Source organism: Mycobacterium sp. E735 (assembly GCF_001666955.1).
Lineage (GTDB): Bacteria > Actinomycetota > Actinomycetes > Mycobacteriales > Mycobacteriaceae > Mycobacterium.
Genome location: NZ_LZIX01000249.1, coordinates 1 through 22,800 on the forward strand (window position 1 = coordinate 1; position 22,800 = coordinate 22,800).

A 22,800-nucleotide genomic window follows, 5' to 3' on the forward strand; every position below is an offset into this window, starting at 1 on the left:
CTGGAGAAGCTGCGCGCCCTGGTCCGTGTCTGACAACCACGACCAGCCGTGCCCCGGCGAATCGGCCGCGGCGCGCCTCGATGCACGCCTGGTACCGGCCGCGCTCACCTGCTGGGTGGTGACCGCCGCCGGCATCTGGTGGCCGATCGGCAGGCCGGTGGCGGCGTGCTGTGTGGTGTTGGCCGCCGTCTCCGGCCTGCTGGCCTGGCGCGCCGTGGCTCGATCGGACGGAACCGGTCGGCTGCGGGCCGTCGCCGTCGGCCTGTCCGCGGTCGGCGTCACCGGTGCGGGATTCGGCTTGGCGGTGGCGTTACGCGCCGAAGCGGTAGAGCGTCACCCGATCACGGCCGCGTTCGGGACCGCCGCCCCGGTGACGGTCACCCCTAGCGAAAGCCCGGTGTCGTTGGGCCGCGGGCGGCTCATGTTCCGGGCCACGATGCAGCGCCTGCGCGACGAACAGATCTCGGGCCGGGTCGTCGTCTTCGCGCGCGCCCCGGATTTCGAATCGGACGGCGATGGGCTGATGGTGGGCCGGCCGGTGCGGTTCACGGCGCGGATCGGACACCCGACCCGCCGCGACCTCACCGTCGCGGTGCTCAACGCCTCGGGCCGCCCGACCATGGGCACCGCGGGCGCCGTGCAGCGGGCGGCCCACACCGTGCGCGGTCGGTTCGCCGCCGCGGTGCGCGGCACGCTGCCCGCCGAGCAGGCGGCGATGCTGCCGGCCCTCGTCCTGGGTGACACCTCGGCGGTCACCGCCGAGACGGACCGCGACTTTCGGGCGGCGGGCATGACGCACCTGATGGCGGTGTCGGGCGCCAACGTGACCATCGTCTGCGGGGCCGTGCTGTTCTCGGCGCGCGTGGTCGGACCGCGGGCGGCCGTCGTCCTGGCCGGGCTGGCCCTGGTCGCGTTCGTCGTCGTCGTGCAGCCGACGGCGAGCGTGCTGCGGGCGGCCGTGATGGGCGCCATCGCGCTGGCCGGGGTCCTGACTTCGCGGCGCCGCCAAGCCATTCCGGCGTTATGCGCCACGGTGCTGGGCCTGCTCGCGTTGGCCCCACAATTGGCCGTCGACGTGGGCTTCGCGCTGTCGGTGGCCGCGACCGCCGCGTTGGTCGTCATCGCGCCGGGCTGGTCGCGGCGCCTTGCGGGCAGGGGATGCCCCAAACCGCTGGCCGACGCGCTGTCGATCGCGGCGGCCGCACACGTGGTGACCGCCCCGTTGGTGGCCGGCATCTCCGGGCGGGTCAGCCTGGTGGCGATGGCCGCCAACCTGGCGGCGGCACCCGTCATTGCGCCGATCACGGTGCTGGGCAGCGCCGCCGCTGTGTTGAGCGTGGCATGGGCCGCGGGCGCCCATTTGCTGATCCGCTTCACCGGCCCCGAGCTGTGGTGGGTGGTGCGGGTGGCCCGTTGGTCGGCCGGCGCGCCCGCGGCGACGGTGCCCGTGCCCTCCGGTATGCCCGGGGTGCTGCTCGTCGCCGCGGTGACCGTGCTGATCGTCGTGGTGGTCGCCCGGCGGCGCGGAAGGCGCTGGCTCGGCGCCGCGGCCGCCCTCTGCGCGCTGGCTTGGTGGTTGTCCGACCTGCTGGATCCCGGGGCGGTCTAGTCGGTCGGTCGTGACACCATCGTGGGGTGAGCGACGATTCGCCGTTGCACCTGGTGCTGGGAGACGAGGAGCTGCTGGTCGAGCGGGCGGTGGCCGACGTGCTGCGGTCGGCCCGCCAGCGGGCCGGCGTCGAGGACGTTCCCGTCAGCCGCATGCGGGCGGGTGACGTCAGCACCTATGAGCTCGCCGAACTGCTGAGCCCGTCGCTGTTCGGCGACGAGCGGATCGTCGTCCTGGAGGCGGCCGGGGAAGCGGGCAAGGAGGCGGCTGCGGTGATCGCCTCCGCCGCGGCCGACGTTCCGATGGGCACGATGCTGGTGGTGGTGCACTCGGGGGGAGGGCGGGCCAAGGCGCTGGCCAGTGAGTTGCAGTCGCTCGGCGCCGTCGTACACCCGTGCGCGCGGATCACGAAGCTCAGCGAGCGGGTCGACTTCGTCCGCAAGGAGTTTCGGGCGTTGCGGGTGAAGGTCGACGAGGAGACCGTGACGGCGATGCTGGACGCGGTCGGCTCCGACGTGCGGGAGCTTGCGGCGGCCTGTTCGCAGTTGGTCGCCGACACCGGCGGCGTCGTCGACGCCGCCGCGGTCCGCCGCTACCACAGCGGCAAAGCCGAAGTGAAGGGCTTCGACATCGCGGACAAGGCGGTGGCCGGCGACGTCGCGGGCGCCGTCGAGGCGCTGCGGTGGGCGATGCTGCGCGGTGAGCCACTGGTGGTGCTGGCCGACGCGCTGGCCGAAGCCATCCACACGATCGGGCGGGTCGGGCCGCTGTCGGGCGACCCTTATCGGCTCGCGTCCCAGCTGGGCATGCCCCCGTGGCGGGTGCAAAAGGCCCAGAAGCAGGCACGGTACTGGTCGCGTGACAGCGTGGCGGCGGCGATGAAGGTGGTGGCGACACTCAACGCCAACGTCAAGGGTGCCGTCGCGGACGCCGATTACGCGCTGGAGTCGGCGGTCAGGACGGTGGCCGAGCTGGCCGCCAACCGAACCCGGTGAGCGGGGCTCAGAGCTTGTTGAGCGCGCGCGCCAGGGCGGACTTCTTGTTGGCCGCCTGATTCTTGTGGATCACGCCCTTGCTGGCCGCTTTGTCCAGCTTGCGGGTGGTCGCCGCGAGCAACTCCGTGGCCTTCTCTTTGTCGCCGGCGTGGGCGGCCTCGCGGAACGCGCGGACGGCGGTGCGAAGCGACGACTTCACCGACTTGTTGCGCAGTCGAGCGCGCTCGTTGGTGCGATTGCGCTTCTGCTGCGACTTGATGTTGGCCACGCTTTAGTTCCTTCTGCGATTCGACGTTTGCTTGGGGCGCCGGATACCACCACGGCGACTGCCCAGGTTATCAGTCGGTTACGTTTTCTCCCAAAACGGGAACCCGTGGCCTGCCATAACGTCAATTTGAGGCAGCATCTAACACCGTGAGTCTTCCGAGTCAGCTTGAGGAAACCAGGGGGAGTTTGCGCGCCGCGCGCAGCGAGCGCATTTTCGGCGGATACAACACGTCGTCGGACGTGTACGCGATGGCCTTCGACGAGATGTTCGATGCGCATGGCGCCGTGCGGGGACCCTACAAGGGCATCTACGCCGAGCTCGCCCCGTCGGACGCCTCGGAGCTCAAGGCGCGCGCCGACGCCTTGGGCCGCGCGTTCATCGACCAGGGCATCACGTTCTCGCTGTCGGGCCAGGAGCGGCCTTTTCCGCTCGACCTGGTTCCCCGGGTCATCTCGGCCGCCGAATGGAGCCGGTTGGAGCGCGGCATCATCCAGCGCGTGAAGGCCCTCGAGATGTATCTCGACGACATCTACGGCGACCAGGAGATCCTCAACGACGACATCATCCCGCGCCGCCTGATCACCTCCTGCGAGCATTTCCACCGCGAGGCGATGGGCATCGTCCCGCCCAACGGCGTGCGCATCCACGTTGCCGGCATCGACCTGATTCGCGACGAGAAGGGGAATTTCCGCGTCCTCGAGGACAACCTGCGTTCGCCCTCCGGGGTGTCGTACGTCATGGAGAACCGGCGGACCATGGCGCGGGTCTTTCCGAATCTGTTCGCCACCCACCGGGTGCGTGCGGTCGACGACTACGCGTCCCACCTGCTGCGGGCCCTGCGCAATTCCGCGGCCACCAACGAGGCCGACCCCACGGTGGTGGTGCTGACCCCTGGTGTGTACAACTCGGCCTACTTCGAGCACTCGCTGCTGGCCCGCCAGATGGGCGTCGAGCTCGTGGAAGGTCGCGACCTGTTCTGCCGGGACAACCAGGTGTACATGCGCACGACCGAAGGGGAGGTGCAGGTCGACGTCATCTACCGGCGCATCGACGACGCCTTCCTGGACCCGCTCCAGTTCCGGGCCGACTCGGTGCTGGGCGTGGCAGGCCTGGTCAACGCCGCGCGCGCCGGCAACGTCGTCGTGTCCAGCGCGATCGGCAATGGCGTCGGCGACGACAAGCTCGTCTACACCTATGTGCCGACCATGATCGAGTACTACCTGGGTGAGAAGCCGTTGCTGGCCAACGTCGAGACCTACCGGTGCTGGCTCGACGACGAACGCGAAGAGGTGCTGGACCGGATCGACGAGTTGGTGCTCAAGCCGGTCGAAGGGTCCGGCGGGTACGGCATCGTGTTCGGGCCGGAAGCCTCCGAGAAGGAGTTGGCCACGGTCGCCAGGAAGGTTCGCGACGATCCGCGCAGCTGGATCGCCCAGCCGATGATGGAGCTGTCGACCGTGCCGACGCAGATCGGAAACACGCTCGCGCCGCGATACGTCGACCTGCGGCCTTTCGCGGTCAACGACGGAGACGATGTGTGGGTGCTGCCCGGCGGGCTGACCCGGGTCGCCCTGGTCGAGGGTTCGCGGGTGGTCAACTCCAGCCAGGGTGGCGGCTCGAAGGACACCTGGGTGCTGGCGTCGCGGACCTCGGCCGGCGACCACGAGCTCGGCGCCGCGGAAGTGGTGCGCTCGCTGCCGGAGTCGATGCCCGACCCGGAGGTGGACGGCGCTCCGCGGCTGACGCAAACCCAGTCGCTGACCAGGGAATCACCCCAGGAACAGCAGCTTCAGCAACAGCAGCGGCGGAGGAGGCGCTGATGCTGGCCCGCAACGCCGAGGCGCTGTTCTGGATCGGCCGCTATGTCGAGCGCGCCGACGACACCGCCCGCATCCTCGACGTGGTGCTGCACCAGCTGCTCGAGGATTCCAGCGTCGACCCGGACCAGACGTCTCGGCTGCTGCTGCGGGTGCTCGGGATCGATCCCCCGAGCCATGACCTGGACGTCTGGTCATTGACCGACCTGGTGGCCTTCAGCACCAATGCCTCGGGCGGTTCATCGATTGTCGACGCGATCACGGCGGCGCGGGAAAACGCGAAGTCGGCGCGGGAGGTCACCTCCAGCGAGATCTGGGAGTGCCTCAACGGCACCTATCATGCCCTGGCCGAACGCGAGCGCGCGGCCAAACGCCTTGGGCCCCATGAATTCCTGTCCTACATCGAGGGGCGCGCGGCGATGTTCGCCGGGCTGGCCGACTCGACGTTGTCACGCGACGACGGGTACCGCTTCATGGTGCTGGGCCGTGCGATCGAGCGGATCGACATGACGGTGCGGCTGTTGCTTTCGCGGGTGGGGGACAGCGCTTCCTCCCCGGCGTGGGTGACGTTGCTGCGCTCCGCGGGCGCGCACGACACCTACCTGCGCACCTATCGCGGCGTGCTCGACGCCAGCCGCGTGGTCGAGTTCATGCTGCTCGACCGGCTGTTCCCGCGTTCGGTGTTCTATTCGCTGCGGCTGGCCGAACACAACCTCGACGAACTGCTGCACAACCGCCAGAGCCGCATCGGGGCCACGGGGGAGGCGCAGCGGTTGCTCGGGCAGGCCCGCAGCGAGCTGGAATTCGTGCAACCCGGTGTGCTGCTGGAGTCGCTGGAGAGCCGCTTGGCCGGACTGCAGCGAACGTGTCGCGACGTCGGAGAAGCGTTGTCCGTGCAGTACTTTCACGTCACTCCGTGGGTGGCGTGGTCGGATGCCGCCGACCGCCGGCTGGTCAGCAGGCAGGGGGACGCCTGATGTGGCGGCTGCGGGTGGTGCACACCACCGGATACGCCTACCAGTCGGCGGTGACCGCCTCCTACAACGAGGCGCGGCTGACCCCGCGGTCGAACACCAGGCAGAACGTCATCCTCAATCGCGTCGAGACGATCCCGGCCACCCGGTCCTACCGCTACATCGACTATTGGGGCACCGCGGTGACGGCGTTCGATCTGCACGCGCCGCACACCGATCTCACCGTGACGTCGTCCTCGGTGGTCGAGACCGAGCAGCCGGAACCGGCGGTGACCGACGTCGGCTGGGACGATCTGCGATCCGCGGCGGTGATCGATCGGTTCGACGAGTTGCTGCGCCCCACCGCGCACACCCCGGCGAGCAAAAAGGTTGTCTCCATAGCCAAGAAGATCGCCAAGGCGCACCAGCCCGCCGAGGCCGTCGCCGCCGCGGCGCACTGGGTGCGCGGCGAGCTGGACTACTTGCCGGGCACCACCAGCGTGCACTCGTCGGGGCTGGACGCGTTGAACGCGGGCAAGGGTGTGTGCCAGGACTTCGTGCACCTTTCGCTGATGTTGTTGCGCGCCATGGGGATTCCGGCGCATTACGTGTCGGGTTATCTGCATCCCAAGCGCCACGCCGTCGTCGGGGACACGGTGGACGGGCGCAGCCACGCCTGGATTCAGGCGTGGACCGGGGGGTGGTGGAGCTACGACCCGACCAACGAGACCGAGATCTCCGAGCAGTACGTCAGCGTGGGCGCCGGCCGCGACTACACCGACGTTCCACCCCTGAAGGGCATCTACTCCGGAGAGGGTGCGACCGATCTCGACGTCGTCGTGGAGGTCACCCGGCTGGCTTAGCCGTTCGGGCATAGCGTGCACGCATGGACTACAGCGCGCGCCGGCCCGCCGGCTTCTCGTTGCCGCTGCTTTCGACGCTGTGCGTGACGCTGCTCTTCGGCGGGATCGCCGTCGGCGTCGGCCTGGGCGGCGTGATGCCGTTGCCGTATGGGCCGGCGGCCGCGGTCGTGGCCTACGTCCGCGCGCAGCCGGTCGCCGGGCGCGTCGTCGCGGTTGCGACGTTCGCGTCGTCGGTCCCCCTGGCCGTCTACGCCGCGACGGTGGGCGTGCGGCTGCGGCGCCTCGGGGCGGGCGGGCCGGGAGCCGCGATCGCGCTGACGGGGGGCATCTTGGCGGCGGGCGCGCTGGGGCTGTGCGGATTGTTGGCCTGGCCGCTGTCGCAGCCCGGAGTCGCCGCGGACGCGCCGTTGGTCCGGGTCCTGTACTTGCTGGTGTTCCTCGTCGGCGGCCCGGGGCATATCGTCGCCCTGGGTCTGCTGGTGGCCGCGATGGCGGCAACCTCGCTGAACCTGGGGGTGCTCCCGAGGCCGGTCGCCTGGGCCGGCCTGGTAACCGCCGCCCTCGCCGAAGCGGCGCTCGGGGTGTTGATCTGGCCGGATCTGGGCGTGATCCTGCCAATCGCGCGGGTGCTGGCGCTGTCTTGGCTGGTGCTGGCCGGGGCGCTGCTGCCGTTGCGGCGCAACGACATTCGGGAATGAGGAGTTACGGGGAGTCGATCTCGACGCGATGCAGGTCGTCGCCGAGCTCGATCCGCCCGCCGAACCGCGATGCCGCCAGCGCCCGCCACTGTTCTTCTTGGCCCGGCACCAGCGCCGGCACGTAGTGCGTCATGACGAGGGTGCCGACCCCCGCGCGTGCGGCGGTTTCCGCCGCCTCTTCTACGGACGAGTGGTAGTCGCAGATGTCCTGCAGCCGTTGTTGCGGGATGTTGGCGACGATGTCCTTGCGGATCACGGTGTGCACCAGCGCGCCGGCTCCCGCGGCCAGCTCGTCGAGGCCCGCGCAGGGGACCGTGTCCCCGGCGAGCACCACCGACGCCGTCCCGTAGTCGACGCGAAACCCGATCGTTGGCGCCACCGGCCGGTGATCGGTCGGCGCGACGCGGATCGACACGCCATCGCGGTCCCACACCGCCCCGTCGGTGCATTCGTGGACCTCGACCGCCGGCGGGGCGTTCAGGTCGGCGTGGTGGGCGAGCCGGTACTCGATGTCGTGGCGGAACGCGTGCAGCGTGGCCTCGACCGTCTCCGCTATCCCGGGCGGCCCGATGATCGGCAGCGGCGCCGGATCGGGCGCGAAGGTGCTGATCCAGCGGGTGATCAGGAGATCACCGAGGTCTCCGATGTGGTCGCTGTGCAGATGGGTGATCAGCAGCGCCGACAATCCCGCCGCGCCCACGCCGACCGCCGCCGCGCGCTGCAATACACCGCGGCCGCAGTCCACCAGAAATACCTGCCCGCCGGCCCGCACCAGAGTCGACGGCCCGGCGCGGTTTGGGTCGGGGATCGGGCTTCCGGTCCCGAGCAGCGTGATCTCGATCATGGCCCTTATCTTGCAAGCCCCAGCCCCGCGCAGTGGCCCAATCGCGCGATCAGACCCGGCGCGGCGGCGCGGGCCGGTTTCGAACGCCGACGTCAGGGTATGGACACGGATCGGCTACCGGTTCTCGCCATGGCTTTTGCGCCGCGCGAGTTAGCCGTAGCCTGGTGTGAAGCCGATCACAACCAGCTGGAGGCCTTGATGCGGATTGCAGACGTCTTGCGGAACAAGGGCGCGGCGGTGGTGACCATCAATCCCGAGGCGACGGTCAAAGAGCTGCTCGCGGGCCTCGCCGAGCAGAACATCGGCGCCATGGTGGTGGTAGGCGACGAGGGCGTCGTCGGCATCGTCTCCGAGCGCGACGTCGTGCGTCAGCTGCACACCCATGGCGCCAGCGTGCTGTCACGCCCGATCTCGAAGATCATGACCGCTACCGTCGCGACCTGCACAAAGGCCGACACGGTGGATTCGCTGAGCGTGCTGATGACCAAGAACCGGGTGCGTCACGTCCCGGTGCTCGACGGCAAGAAGCTGATCGGCATCGTCAGCATCGGCGACGTGGTGAAGACCCGGATGGAAGAACTCGAGGCCGAGCACCAGCAGCTGCAGTCCTACATCACGCAGGGCTGAGCGCCGCGCGACAGGCGCCTAGCTCCACGAGTAGTCGGCGCGCAACCGCTCGGCCACCAGGTCGAAGATCTCCCGATCCAGAATCGCGCCCTCGCGGCGAATGCTTTCCTCCGGCACGTCGAGCACCCGGTCCAGCCTGACCCAGCTGTGCCTGCCCTCGTAGTCCCACGCCCCGGAGCCGATCCGGACCCAGTCCCGGTCCTCGGCGTGGCGCTCCTGGCTGGACAGCATCAACCCCAGCAACACCCGACGGTCCCGCCCAACGACGAGCACCGGCCGGTCCTTGCCGCGGGTCGGATCGTCTTCGTAGACGACCCACGTCCACACGATCTCGCCGGGATCGGCTCGACCGTCGAGGTCCGGGGCGTAGACCAGCTTGCGCGCCCGCTGGCCGGTGGGGAAGCTCGTGCTGGTCACCGGGCGGCCCGCGGTGACGGCCGGCGGTTGCGGCGCGGCGGCCGCGATGACGTTCGCGGTGATCTTGACGGCCTGCTGCAGTTCTCGCAGCACCGTCTGCGAGTTCTGCACGTGCCGGGCCAGCCGCGGGGCCCGATCGAAGACCAGGTTCTCGGCAAACCGCTGGAACGTCTTCCACTGGGATTTGCGGGCAGACGCCATATTCGCAGCATAGACGCGCGCGTGCGGGTGCGATTGTGTCCAAGTAGGTCTCGGGCACCCCGCCTAGATACCCTGGACATACCAACTGAGCCGGCGTTCACGCCGCCGCGAGCATGTCCAGACCAGGAGATTCCCATCAGCAGTTTCGCCGACAAGACCTTCACCGCGCCGGCGCAGATTCGGAACTTCTGCATCATCGCCCACATCGATCACGGCAAGTCCACGCTGGCGGACCGGATGCTTCAGCTCACCGGCGTCGTCGACGAGCGATCGATGCGCGCGCAGTACCTGGACCGGATGGACATCGAGCGCGAGCGCGGGATCACCATCAAGGCGCAGAACGTGCGGTTGCCCTGGAAGGTTGGCGACGAAGAGTACGTCCTGCACCTGATCGACACCCCCGGGCACGTGGACTTCACCTACGAGGTGTCGCGGGCACTGGAGGCGTGCGAGGGTGCGGTGCTGCTGGTCGACGCGGCCCAGGGCATCGAGGCGCAGACGCTGGCCAACCTGTACCTCGCGCTGGACCGCGACCTGCACATCATCCCGGTACTCAACAAGATCGACCTGCCGGCCGCCGACCCGGACCGCTACGCGGGCGAGATCGCCCACATCATCGGCTGTGAGCCCGGAGATGTGCTGCGGGTGTCCGGCAAGACCGGCGAGGGCGTCGCCGACCTGCTCGACCACGTCGTGCGCGAGGTGCCGCCTCCGCAGGGCGACGCCGACGCGCCGACCCGCGCGATGATCTTCGACTCCGTCTACGACATCTACCGCGGTGTGGTGACCTACGTCCGGGTGATGGACGGCAAGATCGTCCCGCGGGAGCGCATCCTGATGATGTCCACCGGCGCCACCCACGAGCTGCTCGAGGTGGGCATCGTCTCGCCCGAACCGAAAGCCAGCGCGGGCCTGGGGGTCGGCGAGGTCGGCTACCTGATCACGGGCGTGAAGGACGTCCGCCAGTCCAAGGTCGGTGACACGGTGACGACGGCCCGGCACGGCGCCACCGAGGCGCTGACGGGATACCGCGAACCCAAGCCGATGGTCTACTCGGGCCTGTATCCGGTGGACGGCTCCGATTACCCCGTTCTGCGTGACGCCCTGGACAAGCTGCAGCTCAACGACGCGGCGCTGACCTACGAGCCGGAAACGTCGGTGGCGCTGGGCTTCGGCTTCCGGTGCGGGTTTTTGGGCCTGCTGCACATGGAGATCACCCGCGAGCGCCTGGAGCGCGAATTCGACCTGGACCTGATCTCGACGTCGCCCAACGTCGTCTACCGGGTGATCAAGGAGGACGACACCGAGATCGTGGTGACCAACCCGTCGGACTGGCCCGAGGGCAAGGTGCGCACGGTCTACGAACCGGTCGTCAAGACCACGATCATCGCGCCCAGCGAGTTCATCGGCACCATCATGGAGCTGTGCCAGGCGCGCCGCGGCGAGCTGGGCGGCATGGACTACCTGTCGCCCGAGCGGGTCGAGTTGCGCTACACGATGCCGCTCGGCGAGATCATCTTCGACTTCTTCGACTCGCTGAAGTCGCGCACCCGCGGCTACGCCAGCCTGGACTACGAGGAGGCCGGCGAGCAGGAGGCCCAGCTGGTCAAGGTCGACATCCTGCTGCAGGGCGAAGCCGTCGACGCGTTCAGCGCGATCGTGCACAAGGACGGGGCTTCGGCCTACGGCAACAAGATGACCACCAAGCTCAAGGAGCTGATTCCGCGCCAGCAGTTCGAGGTGCCGGTGCAGGCGGCCATCGGTTCGAAAATCATTGCGCGCGAGAATATCCGGGCAATCCGCAAGGATGTGCTATCCAAGTGCTACGGCGGAGACATCACCCGCAAACGCAAGCTGCTGGAAAAGCAGAAGGAAGGCAAGAAGCGGATGAAGACCATCGGGCGGGTGGACGTGCCGCAGGAAGCCTTCGTGGCGGCGCTGTCCACCGACGCCGGCGGCGACAAGGGCAAGAAGTAGCCGTGCTGCTGATGCGAGCCGTCACTGTCGTCGGTCTCAGCCTGCTGGGCACCGGATGCGTCACGACAGTGGCCGGAACCCCAACCCGCACCGGCCCTCTCGGCGCGTCCGCGTTGCCGCTCGAACAGGTCCTACCGGACGACGCGGAGGTCAGCGTCGCGGTGGGAAACGAGCTGCCGCCCCACAGTCCGCCGCTGGTGGGTGGTATCGAGGTGCTGCCCAACGGGATTCGTGACGCCGGCGGCGCCGCTCCCATCGAATGCCTCGGCGCCGTCGACCCGGCGATGCGCCTCGTCTACGAAACCGGCCCGGTGCGCCGCGTCGCGACGCAGCGCTACTGGAATTACGGCTCCGGCGTGCAGGTGTCCAGCGCAACGGCAGCGGCGATCGAGCTGGCGACCGCGTCCGACGCGCAGCGACTCTTCGCGTCCTTCGTGCAGCAATGGCAACACTGCACGGACACCACGGTCACCATGTACACACACGATGAGAGCGCCACCGAGTTGTACTCGAAGGTGACCGACGTCCGAGTCGACGGGCCGGTACTTTCCGCCACCGTCATCGCCTGGGACAACCATCACACCCCGCCAACCCCGGACGAGCGGGCGGTGGGCACCGCGGGCGACGTCATCGCCGACGTCAAGGTCGCCGTCGCGCCGCACGTGCAGGCCGGGACGCGGGCTGTCGACGTCGTTCAGGCGATGTTGCGAAAAGTCTCGAGCACCAACTGATGTCGATGCGCCGGACGATCCTCGCCTGCCTGTTGACCGTCGCGCTCGCGACGGGCTGCACGGTCGACGGCACCGCGCGGCCCGCGCCGAATCTGAAACCGCACCCGGTGATTGGGCAACCCGTTAAGAAAGTGCTCCTCGATGACGCTGAGCTGTCGAAGCTGCTGGGCCAGTCCTTCGGGAGCAAGAACGAACTCCCGGCGCGGTTCGGCGGTCCCGAGGTGCTGCAGCCGGCCTTCGGCGCGGCCTCGCCCGCCAACTGCGTCGGTGTCACCTCGATGATGGTGAAGGACGCGTACCGATCCGCCGACGTCAAGAACGCCGCGCGGGAGACGTGGTGGAACCAGCGCGGACCGGCGAAGGTGATCAGCGTCGCCGAGGGCGTGGTCGCGCTGTCCAGCACCGGCGGGGCCGCCGCGCTGTTCCAACAGTTTGCACAACAGTGGCGCGACTGTGAGGGCACGACCGTGACCATCGGACGTCCCAGCATCATCATCGACCGCCCCGCGATCGTCTTCTCGGACACCATCTCTGAGGTAAGGGTCTCCGAATCGGTTCTGGCCGCGACCGTTTCGATCGACACCCAATTGCCCGGCATACCGTCGAGCGGGCCCAGGCCCGAGGCGCGCGCCATCGGCGTGCGGGGGAACTGCCTCGTCGAAGTCGAAGTGGCGTTCTTCAATTCGACGCGCTCGTCGGATGAGGGCTCCGGCGATGTGCACCGCAGCGCCATCGACATCGCGCACGCCATGATGGACAAGGTCAGCGGGCTGAGCTGACCGGCAGCTGCCACAAACCTGGGACTTCTCTGGGGGTTGACCTGTGCTCACGCGTGGGCGACGGCTTCGCCGCGCCGTCGAGCCTAAGCTCGGGTGAAGTGGGAGGTAGCCGAGAAGCGCATGGAAAGAATTTGCGGTAGCGAATTGCCGCCTTCTGCGTTTGTCGCCGTGGCGACCGGTAGAAGCGGCGGCCGGCGAGCACGTTGTTACGCCGTAGCACTTTTGGTCGTGCTGATCTCGGCCACGGGCTGCTCCACCACCGTCGGTGGCGCGGCGCGGGCTCCGGCGAACCTCACGACGCGATTCCTCGACGGGCACACCCTCGAGCGGGTGCTCCTCGGCAAGAGCGCGCTGTCCCGCGTTGTCCGGGAGCCCGTGGAACTCGACCCGGGTTTCCCACCGTTTGTCGGGGGACCCGAGATGTTGGGTCGCGTGCGGTCGGAGGGGTCCGAAAGCTGCCTCGGGGTGGCAGTGATGATGCGGGCGGGCGCCTATCGGTCCGCGAACGTCAAAGCCGTTGCCTTCACTACCTGGCGGCCCACTGCCCCGTCCGGCGCGGCGGTCATCCGCGTGCAGGAGGCCGCCATCGGCCTGCCCACGGCCGATCAGGCCTACGCGCTGTTTTCGACGATCGCCAGGCGGTGGCAAGAATGCGACGGAAAGACCGTCCCCATTGCGGGCGGCAGTCTGCCGCTGGAAGTGAAAGTGAGTCACGTGCAAAGCGCGAGTTCCGTTGTCGCCGCGACTATTTCGACACAGTGGAACATGCCACCGTCGTTTTCGCCGCCAGCGCTTCCCGCTGAGCGGGCTGTCGGTGTCCGGGACAATTGCCTCATCGAAGTTGAGGTCGACTTCTTCGACGCACCAAGCGCATTGCAAGACGGCACGCGTGATGCGAACGCCAGGGCGCTCGACATCGCCCAAGTCATGCGAGACAAGGTGAGCGCGCTGAGCTGATTCGCGGTGTTGATGGCGGCGACCCGCGTCGCCCGGCCTGACGGCCGCGCTCGCGATCGCCGCGGTGTTGATGGCGGCGACCCGCGTCGCCCGGCCTGACGGCCGCGCTCGCGATCGCCGCGGTACGGATGGCGGCGACCCGCGTCGCCCGGCCTGACGGCCGCCCTCGCGATCGCCGCGGTACCGATGGCGGCGACCCGCGTCGCCCGGCCTGACGGCCGCGCTCGCGATCGCCGCTACATCGGCGCGTTGGCGGGCTGGAACATCCCGGAGCCGTCGGCCTCCTCCTCGGCGCGGATCACGTGCACCACGGCGTTGATCAGCGCCAGGTGGGTGAACGCCTGCGGGAAGTTGCCCAGGTGCCGGCCGGTCCGTGGCTCGATCTCCTCGGCGTAGAGGTGCAACGGGCTGGCATAGGACAGCAGCCGCTCGCACAACCGCTTGGCCCGCGCCACCTCGCCGATCTCCACCAGGGCCGACACCAGCCAGAACGAGCAGATCGTGAACGTGCCCTCCTCGCCGGACAACCCGTCGTCGGTCTCCTCCACCCGGTAGCGCAGCACCAGGCCCTCCGAGGTGAGTTCGTTGGCGATGGCCAGCACGGTGTTGCGCACCCGCGGATCGTCCGGCGGCAGGAAGCGGGTCAGCACCACGAGCAGCAGCGAGGCGTCCAGCGCGTCGCTGCCGTAGCGCTGGGTGAACACCCCGCGGGCGTCCACCCCGTGTTGCAGGATGTCCTCCTTGATCTCCTCGGCGATCGCCCGCCACTGCTGGGCGTAGCTCTTCTCGCCCTGCCGCTCGGCCAGCTTCGCCCCGCGGTCGAGCGCGACCCAGCACATCACCTTCGACGAGGTGAAGTGCTGCGGCTCGCCGCGGACCTCCCAGATGCCCCGGTCGGGTTCTCGCCAGTGCTTGATGGCCTCCTCGACCTGCTTCTTGAGCACCGGCCACAGCGTCTCGGGGACCTGCTCGCGCGACTTGGCGTGCAGGTAGAAGGAGTCGAGGATGGAACCCCAGATGTCGTGCTGCACCTGGTCGTAGGCGCCGTTGCCGATGCGCACCGGGCGCGCATGGTCGTAGCCGGACAGGTGATGGAGTTCCTCCTCCACCAGGCTGCGTTCGCCGCCCACTCCGTACATCACCTGCAGCGGGTGCCGTTCGTTGCTGTTGGCGCCGGAGACGTCGGCGATGAACGCGAAGAAGTCGTCGGCCTCGCGGTCCAGTCCCAGCGTGTAGAGACCCCACAACGCGAACGTCGAGTCACGCACCCACGCGTAGCGGTAGTCCCAATTGCGTTCGCCCTGAGGCGTTTCCGGAAGCGACGTGGTGCTGGCCGCCAGCAGCGCCCCGGTCGGCGAGTAGGTCAGCCCCTTCAGCGTGAGCGCGCTGCGCTGCAGGTACGCCCGCCACGGGTGGTCAGGGAAGTTGCCGATGTTGATCCACTGCCGCCAGCATTCGGTGGTCTGCCACATCTTGTCGGCGGCCTCTTCGTAGGTCTGCGGCGCCGGATGCTTTGTCCAGCTCAGCGCGACGAACACGTCGTCGCCCTCTTTCATCCGGGTGCGCGCCCGCGCCTCGCGACCCTCCAGCCCGATCCGCAGGTTGCTGGTGAGCCGCAGTGTCGGGTGGGCGTCGGGCTGCTTGGTCGCCCGGGCCACCGCCTCGCCGTACGCATTGGCCGAGTACTCCCAGGTGGCGCCGACGCGGTGGTAGTCGAACGCGGGCTCGCAGCTCATCATCAGCTCGACCGTGCCGCTGACGCAGCGCACCGTGCGCAGCAGGATGTGCTCGGCGTCCCAGTCCATCGGGGTGCGGCGGTGCGTCCTCGACCGGCGCTCGATGTCGTGCCAGGGCCCCATCACCAGCGCGTCGCGCACGATCAGCCACCCGGTGTGGGTTTGCCACGTGGTCTCCATGATCAGGCTGCCCGGCAGGTAGCGGCGGGCCGAGGGCACCGAGACGCCGTAGGGGCCGAGCCGGAAATGGCCGGCGCTGCGGTCCAGGATCGCGCCGAACACGCTGGGGGAGTCCGGCCGGGGCACGCACAGCCATTCGACGGATCCGGCGGGCGAGATCAGGCACGTCGTCTCCCAGTCGGACAGGAACGCGTAGTCGGCGATCGGCGGAAACGGGTTCCGTAGTGCCCCGCTGGAAGCCAGGGGCGCCGGCGCGCTGAAGTCGATGGGTGACGGCAACGTCGCCGGGGCCGTTTCGAATGCCTCCTCGGGCATGGCGTCGGCGGGCTGGTCGTCGGGCTGAGCGTGCAGGACCATCCCGACATCATCATCTGTGGAGCGGTCCCCCGTCCATTTTTTCGCCGACGTGGCGTCACTCTGTGTCAACCGCGGCGTCGGGCGAACCTCGGGGCGTGCTCGGGCAGCGGGCCGATTGCGACGAGGTAGCCGAGCAGTCTCCGCAGGGCTGTGGAGCGGCCCACCAGCCGCACGCCCGGTGGCGCGCGGTCCTCGTTCCGGGCCACCGCCGCGGCGATCACGTTGGCGTGGATCCCCCGTTGCGCGGCCTGCAGCAGCGCGGTGGGCAGCCAGCGGCGCGCCTGCACCCGGGCCAGCCGCCAGACGGGCACCCGACCCGTGCGCAGCGGGCCGGCCAGGATGCGGGCGGCGGCCACCGCGTCGGCCACCGCGAGGTTGATGCCGATCCCGCCGACCGGCGACATCGCGTGCGCGGCGTCGCCGATGAGCAGGACGCCGTCGGCATACCAGCGGCGAAGCCGATTCAGTTGCACATCAAGCAGTTTCACGTCGTCGAATGACGTCAGCGTCCGCACGCGGTCACCCAGCCAGGGCACCATGGCGACCAGCACCCGGTGCAGCGCCTCGATGCCCTCGGCCCGCAGCTGGGTGTCGGTTCCCTTCGGGATGATGTAGGCGATCTGGTAGTAGTCGCCGCGATCGATCACGATGACCGCGTGCCCGGCTCGCAGCACCCCGCCCAGCCCCCGCGGATCCCCGGGATGGCGGGGCAACCGGAACCACCAAACGTCCATGGGCGCGCCGAAGCTGTGCGGTTCGAGGCCGACCGCCGAACGCACCGTGGAGGAGCGGCCGTCGCAGGCGACGGTCAGCTCGGCGCGCATGCTCCCAACCTCGCCGGTCTGGTTGCGGTAAGTGACGCCGACGACCCGGTCTCCGTCCCGGATCACGCCGGTCACCTCGGTGCTGCGCAGCAGCCGGAAGCTCGGCTCGGCCTCGGCCGCGGTGGCCACCAACTCCAGGAAGTCCCATTGCGGCACCAGGGCGATGTGCTTGTGGGCGCCGGGCAGGCGGGTCAGGTCGAGCGCCACCGGTTCGTTCTGTATCTCCATGCGGACGGTGTCGATGAGGCGATGCGGGATCTGCGCGAACCGCGCGCCCAAGCCCAGCTCGTCGAGCAGGCGCAGCGTGCTCGCGTGCACGGTGTCGCCGCGAAAGTCGCGCAGGAAGTCGGCGTGCTTTTCCATCACCGTGACGTCAACGCCGGCGCGGGCCAGCAGCAGTCCCAGCACCATCCCCGCCGGGCCGCCACCGACGATCAGGCAGGCCGTCGCCCCGGGCGCGGGTGGCGGGGCGGACATGCGCCGATCTTGGCACATTGGAATTCCACTGCACGGCCGAATAGGGTGAGCCGCGTGGCCGCGTTCCTGAATTGGTGGGACGGCAACGAGCTGTGGCTTTCCGGGCTCGCTTTCGTGCTGCAAGCCATGGTGGTGATGCCGGTCGTGCTCGTCGTGGCCGCGGTCACGGCGGGGCTGCTCGACGGCCTGCTTGGCAAGAGCATCGCCCTGATGCGCCGGGCCCGCCACGCCGGTGAGGCGCCCGGGTAACCCGCATGCCTCGGTCGCACGTGACGTTGATTCTGGTCGCGCTCGTGGTGCTGGTCATCGTCGCGTGGTGGCTGACGCACTGAGCGCGGTTTGCCGGCTCGGCCCCTCGAGCGGTGGCGGGCATGCCGATTCCTGTTAGGCTTCCCGCCATGCATGTGACATCCGGTGTGGAACGCCATGTCTTCGTGCACTGTTGTCGCTGACTGCCAAACCCGTGTGCGGTCTGGTATGGGGTTCGTGAGGTCTCCCTCCGTTTAAAGGCGCCTTTCCGCAGCAACGGGACAATCGTCCGTAAGTCCCCGTCCTGGAAGGCCCGAATGCCCAACCACATCGCAAGGCGTTGGCGACCGGCGACCATCTTCGCCCTCGTCGTGGCGGTCATCGCGGGGTGTAGTGGTGGGCCCAGTGACGTCGTGGGGGGGAGCGGCCCGAACAACGCGCGCACGAGCATCACTCTGGTCGCCTACTCGGTCCCAGAACCCGGCTGGAGCAAGGTGATTCCGGCGTTCAACGCCGCCGAGGAGGGCAAGAGCGTCCAGGTGATCACCTCCTACGGTGCCTCGGGCGACCAATCGCGCGGAGTCGTCGACGGCAAGCCCGCGGACGTCGTGAATTTCTCCGTCGAACCCGACATCACCCGATTGGTGAAGGCGGGCAAGGTCTCCAAAGACTGGAATACCGACGCCACCAAGGGAATTCCGTTCGGTTCGGTCGTCACCCTGGTGGTGCGCAAGGGCAACCCGAAGAACATCAGGGACTGGGACGACCTGCTGCGGCCGGGGGTGGAGGTCATCACGCCCAGCCCACTTAGTTCGGGATCGGCCAAATGGAACCTGCTGGCGCCGTACGCGGTCAAGAGCGAAGGGGGCAGCAACGCCCAGGCCGGCGTCGAGTTCATCAGCAAGTTGGTGCATGAACACGTCAAGCTGCGTCCCGGTTCGGGGAGGGAGGCCACCGATGTTTTCGTCCAGGGCAGTGGGGACGTGCTGATCAGTTACGAGAACGAGGCGATCGCCACCGAGCGCGCAGGCAAGCCGGTCGAGCACATCAACCCGCCGCAGACGTTCAAGATCGAGAACCCGGTGGCGGTGGTCACCACCAGTCCCCACCTGGACGCCGCGGTCGCCTTCAAGAACTTCCAGTACACGGCCGCCGCGCAGAAGGTGTGGGCACAGGCCGGTTTTCGGCCCGTCGACCCGGCCGTCGCCGCCGAATTCCGCGCCCAGTTTCCGGCGCCGGCGAAACTGTGGACGATCGCCGACCTCGGCGGCTGGACCGCGGTCGACCCGCAGCTTTTCGACAAGAGCACCGGCAGCATCACCAAGATCTACACGCAGGCCACCGGATGACGGCCGCGATCACGCCCGACCCCCAGGCGATCAGGCCCGAGCTCGGCGATCCCGCCGGTTACCCCGGGCGCGGGCCGGTCAAGGCCCGGCGGGCCCGCGGCACCACGTCGCTGCGCGTCGGCGTCGCGACGCTGTGGCTGTCGGTGATCGTGCTGCTGCCGCTGGCCGCGATCGCCTGGCAGGCCGCCGGCGGCGGCTGGCACGCCTTCTGGCTGGCTGTCAGCTCCAACGCGGCGCTGGAGTCGTTCCGGGTGACCCTGACCATTTCCGCCGGGGTCACCGTGGCCAACCTGGTGTTCGGCCTGGTGATCGCCTGGGTGCTGGTGCGCGACGACTTCGTCGGCAAGCGGCTCGTCGACGCGATCATCGACCTGCCGTTCGCGCTGCCCACCATCGTCGCCAGCCTGGTGATGCTGGCCCTCTACGGCAACAACAGTCCGGTGGGGTTGCACCTGCAGCACACCGCGTGGGGCGTGGCGGTGGCGCTGGCCTTCGTCACGCTGCCGTTCGTGGTGCGCGCGGTGCAGCCGGTGCTGCTGGAAATCGACCGGGAGACCGAGGAGGCGGCGGCGTCGCTGGGCGCCAGTGGCCCAAAGATTTTCACTTCCGTGCTGTTGCCGTCGCTGACGCCGTCGTTGCTGTCCGGTGCGGGGCTGGCGTTTTCGCGTGCGATCGGCGAATTCGGTTCGGTGGTGCTGATCGGTGGAGCGGTGCCGGGCAAGACGGAAGTGTCGTCGCAATGGATACGGACCCTGATCGAGAACGACGACCGGACCGGCGCCGCCGCTATCTCCATCGTGCTGCTGTCCATCTCGTTTGTCGTGCTGTTCATCCTGCGGATCGTGGGCGGCCGCGCGGCCAAGCGTGAGGAGCTGGCACCGTGACGTCGTCGCGCGGGGTTCGCTACCTGATCCGATTCGTGGCGCTGGCATACGTTTTCGTGTTGCTCGTTGTTCCGGTGGCCCTGATCCTGTGGCGGACTTTCCGGCCGGGCTTAGGCCAGTTCTTCGACTGGGTCAGCACGCCCGCGGCGGTCTCGGCGCTGAACCTGACGTTGCTGGTCGTTGCGATCGTAGTGCCACTCAACGTGGTGTTCGGCATCCCGACCGCTTTAGTGTTGGCGCGCAACCGTTTTCGCGGTAAGGGCGTGTTGCAGGCCGTTATCGATCTGCCGTTCGCGGTGTCGCCCGTCATCGTGGGCGTCGCACTGATCCTGTTGTGGGGATCGGCAGGCGCGTTCGGATTCGTCGAGAGGGACCTCGGGTTCAAGATCATCTTCGGGCTGCCCGGCATCGTGCTCGCGAGCATCTTCGTCACCCTGCCGTTCGTCGTGCGCGAGGTGGAGCCGGTGCTGCACGAATTGGGCACCGACCAGGAAGAGGCCGCCGCGACCCTGGGATCGGGTTGGTGGCAGACCTTCTGGCGGATCACTCTGCCATCCATCCGGTGGGGTTTGACCTACGGCATCGTGTTGACCGTCGCCCGCACCCTCGGCGAATACGGCGCCGTCATCATCGTGTCGTCGAACTTGCCGGGTAAGTCCCAGACGCTGACGTTGCTGGTCTCGGATCGATACAACCGCGGGGCCGAGTACGGCGCGTACGCGCTGTCGACGTTGTTGATGGGCGTTGCGGTGTTGGTGCTGATCTTCCAGGTAATTCTCGACCTTCGCCGGGCACGGGCGGACAGATAGGCTCGATATGGAGACTTGTAGATGACCGACAAGCACAACCGCGACCACGCCATCATCGTGCGGAACGCCCACAAGCGCTATGGCGACTTCGTGGCGCTCGACAACGTCGACTTCGTCGTACCGTCCGGCTCGTTGACGGCACTGTTGGGTCCCAGCGGGTCGGGCAAGTCGACCCTGTTGCGCGCCATCGCCGGGCTCGACCAGCCCGACAGCGGAACGATCACTATCAACGGCCATGACGTCACGCGGATCCCGCCGCAGAGACGGGGCATCGGGTTTGTGTTCCAGCACTACGCGGCGTTCAAGCACCTGACCGTTCGCGACAACGTGGCGTACGGGCTGAAGATCCGCAAGCGTCCCAAGGCGGAGGTCAAGGCCAAGGTCGACAATCTGCTGGAAGTCGTGGGGCTGAGCGGCTTTCAGAACCGCTATCCCAATCAGCTGTCCGGCGGTCAGCGACAGCGGATGGCGCTGGCGCGGGCGCTGGCGGTCGACCCCCAGGTGCTGCTGCTCGATGAGCCGTTCGGGGCGCTGGACGCCAAGGTGCGGGAGGACCTGCGCGCGTGGCTGCGCCGCCTGCATGACGAGGTGCATGTCACCACGGTCCTGGTCACCCACGACCAGGCGGAGGCGCTCGACGTCGCCGACCGAATCGCCGTGCTGAACCACGGACGCATCGAGCAGGTGGGATCGCCGACCGAGGTCTACGACGCCCCGGCGACGGCCTTCGTCATGTCGTTTCTCGGGGCGGTGTCCACCTTGAACGGCAATCTGGTTCGCCCGCATGACATCCGGGTGGGCCGCAACCCCGAGATGGCCATCGCGGGCGGCGACGGCACCGCGGAGTCGATCGGGGTGGTGCGCGCCACGGTCGATCGCGTGGTCGTGCTGGGCTTCGAGGTGCGAGTCGAATTGACCAGCGCCGCCACCGGGGGACACTTCACCGCTCAGATCACCCGAGGCGACGCCGAGGCCCTGGCCCTACGCGAGGGCGACACCGTCTACGTCCGCGCCACCCGAATGCCGTCCCTTCCCGCCGAGGACGCCGCCGACGGCGGCAGCCGTTCCGGCGGGGCCGGTGAGAATCAGACCACGCTGACGTCGGCGTGACCCAAGGCCGCGCTCAGGAGGCGTGCAGCCCGCACTCGGTCTTGGCCAGCCCCTGCCAACGCCCACTGCGCGGGTCGGCCCCGGCGAGCGGCTTGGCGGTGCAGGGCTCGCAGCCGATCGACGGATACCCGTCGTAGACAAGCGGATTCACCAGCACGCCGTGCTCGTCGATGTAGTTCTGCATGTCCTCGTCGGTCCACGTCGCAAGCGGGTTGATCTTCACCAGCTTGAAGCCCTCGTCGAAGCCGATCACCGGGGCGTTGGCGCGCGTCTTCGCTTCGCTTCGGCGCAGCCCGGTCACCCAGGCGGAATATCCGCTCAGGACGCGGCGCAGGGGCACGACTTTGCGCAGCCGGCAGCACTCGCCCGGGTCGCGCTCGAACAGGTTCTTCCCCAGCAACTGGTCCTGCTCGGCCACCGTCTGCTCGGGGGTGATGTTGAGAACGTGGATGTCGTAGACCGATTCGACCGCGTCCCGGGTTCCGATGGTCTCGGCGAAGTGGTAGCCGGTGTCCAGGAAGACCACCGGCACACCCGGGCGAACCTTGGCGGCAAGATCGATCAACACCGCCTCCTGCATGCTGGAGGTGAGCACGTAGTTGCAGGTGGCCCAGCCGCGCGGCCCGTTGACCCCGCCGAAGGTCTCGTCGGCCCATTGCAACACCTCGATCGCGCTGGCGCCCTCGAGTTCCGCGGCGCCCCGCGCCGCCAGGTCGCGCAGTTCCGCTTCGGTTCGTTTCGTTGCTTGTCCACTCATCGTAAATCGTCCTCATCCGCCCGAATCGCCCACTGCGCGAACCGTTCTCCCGCACTGCGGTGTTTGATGAAGTTCCTTACCACCCGGTCGATGTAGTCGCCCAGTTCGTCGCTCGTCACCTTGTGCTGGCGCAGCTTGCGCCCGAATTCAAGTGGCCGATATCGGCTTCAAGGGCCAAATGGTGGACGACGGTCACGGGGGCTCGGTCGAGGGCTTTCAGGTGCACCTGGGCGGCAGCCTCGGGCTGGACAGCGGATTCGGGCGCAAGCTGCGCCAGCACAAGGTGACGAGCGACGAACTGGGCGACTACATCGACCGGGTGGTAAGGAACT

At 68.5% G+C, this 22,800-nt stretch carries 20 protein-coding genes and 3 pseudogenes; 17 read left to right on the plus strand and 6 right to left on the minus strand.

Annotation, left to right across the window (positions count from 1 at the left end; all coding sequences use genetic code 11):
* The first annotated feature begins 25 nt into the window (after window positions 1–25).
* Both A5704_RS20655 and holA read left to right on the plus strand, forming a co-directional pair.
* Entirely contained in the window at window positions 26–1,609 is a 1,584-nt protein-coding gene (locus tag A5704_RS20655) for a ComEC/Rec2 family competence protein (RefSeq protein WP_067785179.1), read from the plus strand.
* Between the two features lie 44 nt (window positions 1,610–1,653).
* Complete coding sequence (holA, locus tag A5704_RS20660) at window positions 1,654–2,604, plus strand: DNA polymerase III subunit delta (protein WP_156737719.1); 951 nt, start codon at window positions 1,654–1,656, stop codon at window positions 2,602–2,604.
* A gap of 7 nt (window positions 2,605–2,611) precedes the next feature.
* Here holA and rpsT read toward each other — a convergent pair whose 3' ends face one another.
* Window positions 2,612–2,872: a 30S ribosomal protein S20 gene (rpsT, locus tag A5704_RS20665; RefSeq protein WP_067756740.1), complete on the minus strand. Its 261-nt coding sequence runs from the start codon at window positions 2,870–2,872 to the stop codon at window positions 2,612–2,614.
* Between the two features lie 146 nt (window positions 2,873–3,018).
* On the opposite strand from rpsT, the gene A5704_RS20670 reads away from it, so the two are divergent.
* The 4 genes from A5704_RS20670 (at window position 3,019) to A5704_RS20685 (ending at window position 7,203) form a co-directional block, all read left to right on the plus strand.
* Window positions 3,019–4,692, plus strand: coding sequence for a circularly permuted type 2 ATP-grasp protein (locus A5704_RS20670; protein WP_067890780.1), 1,674 nt, complete (start codon window positions 3,019–3,021; stop codon window positions 4,690–4,692).
* Window positions 4,692–5,666 (plus strand): alpha-E domain-containing protein, encoded by a 975-nt coding sequence (locus A5704_RS20675; protein WP_067756734.1) that lies wholly within the window; start codon window positions 4,692–4,694, stop codon window positions 5,664–5,666. Before A5704_RS20670 ends, A5704_RS20675 begins: the two co-directional genes overlap by 1 nt.
* A complete protein-coding gene (locus A5704_RS20680; protein ID WP_067756731.1) occupies window positions 5,666–6,505 on the plus strand; it encodes a transglutaminase family protein in 840 nt (279 codons plus the stop codon). Before A5704_RS20675 ends, A5704_RS20680 begins: the two co-directional genes overlap by 1 nt.
* 122 nt (window positions 6,506–6,627) lie before the next feature.
* On the plus strand, window positions 6,628–7,203 hold the full coding sequence (locus A5704_RS20685; RefSeq protein ID WP_156675743.1) for a hypothetical protein: 576 nt from the start codon (window positions 6,628–6,630) through the stop codon (window positions 7,201–7,203).
* Window positions 7,204–7,207: 4 nt separating this feature from the next.
* Here the strand turns inward: A5704_RS20685 and A5704_RS20690 are convergent, their stop codons facing one another.
* Window positions 7,208–8,047, minus strand: a complete 840-nt coding sequence (locus tag A5704_RS20690) for a ribonuclease Z (protein ID WP_067890783.1) — start codon at window positions 8,045–8,047, stop codon at window positions 7,208–7,210.
* Between the two features lie 198 nt (window positions 8,048–8,245).
* On the opposite strand from A5704_RS20690, the gene A5704_RS20695 reads away from it, so the two are divergent.
* Complete coding sequence (locus A5704_RS20695) at window positions 8,246–8,674, plus strand: CBS domain-containing protein (RefSeq protein WP_067747652.1); 429 nt, start codon at window positions 8,246–8,248, stop codon at window positions 8,672–8,674.
* Window positions 8,675–8,692: 18 nt separating this feature from the next.
* On the opposite strand, the gene A5704_RS20700 is transcribed toward A5704_RS20695, so the two are convergent.
* Window positions 8,693–9,292, minus strand: coding sequence for a type II toxin-antitoxin system PemK/MazF family toxin (locus A5704_RS20700; protein ID WP_067890785.1), 600 nt, complete (start codon window positions 9,290–9,292; stop codon window positions 8,693–8,695).
* 32 nt (window positions 9,293–9,324) lie between these two features.
* Between A5704_RS20700 and lepA the strand changes: the two are divergent.
* The 4 genes and pseudogenes from lepA to A5704_RS20720 all read left to right on the plus strand — a co-directional run bounded on the left by lepA (window position 9,325) and on the right by A5704_RS20720 (window position 13,736).
* Window positions 9,325–11,269 (plus strand): annotated as a pseudogene (gene lepA, locus A5704_RS20705) (translation elongation factor 4).
* Between the two features lie 11 nt (window positions 11,270–11,280).
* Complete coding sequence (locus A5704_RS20710) at window positions 11,281–12,000, plus strand: sensor domain-containing protein (protein ID WP_067747654.1); 720 nt, start codon at window positions 11,281–11,283, stop codon at window positions 11,998–12,000.
* Window positions 12,000–12,779, plus strand: a complete 780-nt coding sequence (locus A5704_RS20715; protein WP_231969192.1) for a sensor domain-containing protein — start codon at window positions 12,000–12,002, stop codon at window positions 12,777–12,779. The genes A5704_RS20710 and A5704_RS20715 overlap by 1 nt, the downstream gene beginning before the upstream one ends.
* Window positions 12,780–13,007: 228 nt before the next feature.
* Complete coding sequence (locus tag A5704_RS20720; RefSeq protein ID WP_197499215.1) at window positions 13,008–13,736, plus strand: sensor domain-containing protein; 729 nt, start codon at window positions 13,008–13,010, stop codon at window positions 13,734–13,736.
* A gap of 236 nt (window positions 13,737–13,972) precedes the next feature.
* Here the strand turns inward: A5704_RS20720 and A5704_RS20725 are convergent, their stop codons facing one another.
* Entirely contained in the window at window positions 13,973–16,009 is a 2,037-nt protein-coding gene (locus tag A5704_RS20725) for a glycoside hydrolase family 15 protein (RefSeq protein WP_067747535.1), read from the minus strand.
* 65 nt (window positions 16,010–16,074) lie between these two features.
* Window positions 16,075–17,310 (minus strand): FAD-dependent oxidoreductase, encoded by a 1,236-nt coding sequence (locus A5704_RS20730; protein WP_067747537.1) that lies wholly within the window; start codon window positions 17,308–17,310, stop codon window positions 16,075–16,077.
* A 54-nt stretch (window positions 17,311–17,364) separates the two neighbouring features.
* On the opposite strand from A5704_RS20730, the gene A5704_RS20735 reads away from it, so the two are divergent.
* The 5 genes and pseudogenes from A5704_RS20735 to A5704_RS20755 all read left to right on the plus strand — a co-directional run bounded on the left by A5704_RS20735 (window position 17,365) and on the right by A5704_RS20755 (window position 21,711).
* Window positions 17,365–17,559, plus strand: a complete 195-nt coding sequence (locus tag A5704_RS20735) for a hypothetical protein (protein ID WP_067890788.1) — start codon at window positions 17,365–17,367, stop codon at window positions 17,557–17,559.
* 317 nt (window positions 17,560–17,876) lie between these two features.
* A complete protein-coding gene (locus tag A5704_RS20740) occupies window positions 17,877–18,908 on the plus strand; it encodes a sulfate ABC transporter substrate-binding protein (protein ID WP_067747539.1) in 1,032 nt (343 codons plus the stop codon).
* Between the two features lie 48 nt (window positions 18,909–18,956).
* A pseudogene (gene cysT, locus A5704_RS20745) lies at window positions 18,957–19,792 on the plus strand (sulfate ABC transporter permease subunit CysT).
* Window positions 19,789–20,601 (plus strand): sulfate ABC transporter permease subunit CysW, encoded by an 813-nt coding sequence (gene cysW / locus A5704_RS20750; RefSeq protein ID WP_067747543.1) that lies wholly within the window; start codon window positions 19,789–19,791, stop codon window positions 20,599–20,601. The pseudogene cysT and the gene cysW overlap by 4 nt, the downstream one beginning before the upstream one ends.
* Window positions 20,602–20,622: 21 nt before the next feature.
* Window positions 20,623–21,711 carry a sulfate/molybdate ABC transporter ATP-binding protein gene (locus A5704_RS20755; protein ID WP_067747545.1) on the plus strand — a complete coding sequence of 363 codons (1,089 nt, stop codon included), beginning with the start codon at window positions 20,623–20,625 and terminating at the stop codon, window positions 21,709–21,711.
* 13 nt (window positions 21,712–21,724) lie between these two features.
* On the opposite strand, the gene A5704_RS20760 is transcribed toward A5704_RS20755, so the two are convergent.
* Window positions 21,725–22,468 (minus strand): phosphoadenylyl-sulfate reductase, encoded by a 744-nt coding sequence (locus A5704_RS20760; RefSeq protein WP_067747547.1) that lies wholly within the window; start codon window positions 22,466–22,468, stop codon window positions 21,725–21,727.
* A gap of 133 nt (window positions 22,469–22,601) precedes the next feature.
* Between A5704_RS20760 and A5704_RS20765 the strand changes: the two are divergent.
* A pseudogene (locus tag A5704_RS20765) lies at window positions 22,602–22,800 on the plus strand (nitrite/sulfite reductase); the annotation flags it as partial.